Source organism: Mycobacterium gordonae (assembly GCF_001417955.2).
GTDB classification, from domain to species: Bacteria; Actinomycetota; Actinomycetes; order Mycobacteriales; family Mycobacteriaceae; genus Mycobacterium; species Mycobacterium gordonae_B.
Map to the genome: position 1 here is coordinate 1 of NZ_LKTM01000118.1, position 3,524 is coordinate 3,524.

The following is a 3,524-nucleotide window of genomic DNA, read 5'->3' on the forward strand; positions in this document are numbered from 1 at the left end:
GGCGGGGGTCGCACCCGTGGTCGAGCCGTCCCCGCCGGTGCCGCCACTGCCGCCGTTGCCGCCGGTCCCACTGACGCCGCCGCTGCCGCCGGTGCCGGCGTTGCCGCCGTTGCCGCCGGCGCCGCCACCGCCGCCACCGCCGCCGGTGACCAAGCTGCTGATGCTCGAGTCGGTCGTGTTGGTGCCGCCGGTACCGCCGTTGCCGCCGGCGCCGCCGGTGCCACCGGTGCCGTTGATTCCGGCTCCGATCGAATTGCCACCGGCGCCGCCGACTCCGGCGCGGCCGCCGTTGCCGCCGAGGCCGCCACGGGTGCCATGGTTGCCAGAGGCAGTACCGCCGGTACCGCCGGTGCCGCCTTGGCCGCCGGTGCCGCCTTGGCCGCCGGTGCCGCCTTGGCCACCGTCGGTGCCGCTGCCACCGGCTCCGGCCGCTCCGCCGATGCCGCCGTTACCGCCGTCAGCCCCGCCGAAGAGCGCGCCAAGGGCGGCGGCGCCGCCGGTTCCGCCTGCGCCGCCCAGCCCACCGGAGCCGCCCTTGCCGCCGACGCTGCCAAGGCCCGAAGCAAAGCCGCCGGCACCACCCGTGCCGCCAGAGCCGCCGTCGCCGCCGACGTTGGGTCCGAACCCGAGGGTGCCGACAGGGCCGGAGCCGCCTTTGCCGCCGTTGCCGCCGTTACCGGCGTTGCCGCCGACACTGCCAGGGCCGGTGGCGCCGCCGCCTTTGCCGCCGTTGCCGCCGTCGCCTCCGGTGACGCCGGGGGCGCCGGCGCTCGCTGTTCTGGCGTTGCCGCCAGTGCCACCAGTGCCGCCGTCACCACCGCTACCGCCGTTTCCAGTGGCGGCCCCGGTGCCGGCGGTCCCGGCGTTGCCGCCGTCGCCTCCGTTGCCGCCGTTGAAAGTGCCAGTTCCGGCGTCGGCGGCGGCGTTGCCGCCGTTGCCGCCCCGGCCACCGCTGCCGGCATTGCCGCCGAGGCCGACAGCGCCGCCATTGCCGCCATTGCCGCCGGCGCCGCCATTGCCGCCGGCGTCCCCGTTGCCGCCGGCGCCGGAAGCCCCGAAGGTCCCATTGCTGCCGTTACTTCCCGCACCACCGTTGCCGCCGTTACCGCCGACACCGAAGTTGCCGAAGACCGCCCCGCCGCTACCGCGCATGCCGGCGGCTCCACCGTTGCCGCCGGCGCCGCCGGACGGGGCGGTGCTCCCGCCGGTCCCGGTGTCGGTGCCGCCGTTGCCGCCGTTGCCGCCGTTGCCCCCGTTACCGGCGTTTCCGCCGACACTGCCGGGCCCGGTGGCGTTGCCGCCGTCACCGCCAGCGCCGCCGTTACCGCCCACATCGCCGTTTTGGGCGGCGTTGCCGTCGTTGCCGGTGCTGCCGGCCCCACCCATGCCGCCGTGGCCGCCGTGGCCGCCGCCGACACCGATGCCGGCATCGCCACCTTTCCCGCCAGCGCCACCGGCCGGAGCGAGGCCCCCTCCGGTTCCGGTGTCGGTGCCGCCATCACCACCGTTGCCACCGTTACCACCGTTGCCGGCGTTGCCGGCCGCGCTGCTGCCGCCAGTGGCGATACCGCCGTTGCCTCCGACTCCGCCATCGCCCCCGTCGCCGCCGGTAACACCCGCGTTCCCAGTGCTGCCGTTGCCGCCGTTGCCACCGTTGCCGCCAGCGCCGGCTGCGCCGTTGGTGGCACCAGAACCGCCGCTTCCGCCGTTGCCGCCGATGCCCCCGGTGCCGCCGTCGATCCCGGGGTTGATGGCGTTGCTCCCGTTGCCGCCGTTGCCGCCTTGTCCGCCGGCGCCGCCGTTGCCTGAGGTGGCGCCGCTGCCGGCCGTCCCCGCGTTGCCGCCGTTGCCGGCCAGGCCGCCGCCGCCGCCAGCCCTGACCTGGTTGCTGATTTCGTCGCCACCATCGCCGCCAACGCCGCCGTTGCCGCCGTTGCCGCCGTTGCCGCTGATACCGCCGGTGCCGGAGGCGGCGCCGCCGTCACCGCCGGCGCCACCGCCACCACCGGTCTGGCCGTCGTGATTGGCGTGACCGGGATAGCCGGCGCCGCCCTTGCCACCGTTGCCACCGTTACCGCCAGTGCCGCCGCTACCGGAGATCGCTCCGGAGCCGACCAGGCCGGCGTTGCCGCCGTTGCCCCCCGCGCCGCCAGCCGGAGTGCCGTTCTCGGTGCCCGCACCGCCGTTGCCGCCGTTTCCGCCAGTGCCGCCGCTGCCGGCGTTGCCCCCGACACTGCCTGATCCGGTGGCATCGCCACCGTTGCCGCCAGCGCCACCACTGCCGCCTGCGCGCCCGTTGACTTCTGTGCCGCCGGCTTTTCCGGCGCCGCCGGCTCCGCCGCTGCCGCCGTTGCCGCCGATGCCTCCGCTGCCCGCCGTGGCGCCGGATCCGACCGTGCCCGCGTTGCCGCCGTTGCCGCCGTTGCCGCCGGCCGGGCCGACGCCTCCGCCGCCACCGATGTCGGTGCCGCCGCTGCCGCCGGCGCCGCCTGTGCCACCGCTGCCGGCATTCCCGCCGGTTCCGCTGAAGCCGGCGCCGCCGTTGCCGCCAGTGCCGCCGTCGCCGCCTGCGAAGCCTTGCTGGCCTGCGGCGCCGGCATCGCCTGTGGCGCCGTTGCCGCCATTGCCACCGTTTCCGCCGCTGCCGGCGTTGCCGATATTGCCGCCACCGCCGCCGCTGCCGACGCCTCCGCCGGCACCGGCGTTGCCGCCGGCACCACCGTCCCCGCCGGTCCCGCCGGCCATATTCGAACCGACACCGTTGGCCCCGGCTCCGCCGTGCCCGCCGGCACCGCCATTGCCGCCCAGCCCGCCAGAGCCGTTGGTGCCGTCGGTACCGGAGTTGCCGCCAGCACCGCCGTCTCCACCGGCTCCGCCGGCGTAGCCGGCCTTGCCGTCCGTCCCGGGTAGCAGGCCGGCTTTGCCGGCATCGCCGGCCGCGCCGGCCCCGCCGTTGCCGCCGAGCCCGCCCACGCCGGCGTGGCCCGCTGTTCCGCCGCTGCCGCCGCTGCCCACGGCTCCACCGGCACCCGCGTTGCCGCCGGCGCCGCCCGTTCCGCCGGCACCGCCGGCCACATCAGAACCCACGCCGCTGGCCCCGGCCCCGCCGAGTCCCCCGGCGCCGCCGGCACCGCCCAGCCCGCCGGAACCGTTGGTGCCGCCGGCGCCGGAGCCGCCACCGGCTCCTCCGGCCCCGCCGGCGCCACCGGCAAAGCCATTGGCGCCGGTCGCACCAGGCAACAGGCCGGCGCTGCCGGCATCACCGGCCGCACCGGCTCCGCCGTTGCCGCCCAGCCCGCCGGTGCCCGCGTGGCCCGCCACACCGCCGGTGGCGCCGCTACCCGTGGCACCGCCGGCCCCGGCATGACCGCCGGCGCCGCCATCACCGCCGGCCCCACCGGCGACACCGAATCCCACACCGCTGGTCCCGGCGCCGCCGGCGCCGCCGAAGCCGCCAGCCCCGCCCGTGCCGCCGGATCCGTTGACGCCTCCGGCGCCGGCGTTGCCGCCGGCCCCGCCGGCCC

General features: G+C 78.1%; 1 protein-coding gene. It reads right to left on the bottom strand.

The window, feature by feature from the left end:
* On the bottom strand, positions 1–3,524 hold a 3,524-nt coding region (locus AO501_RS37940), incomplete at both ends, for a hypothetical protein (RefSeq protein WP_197419825.1).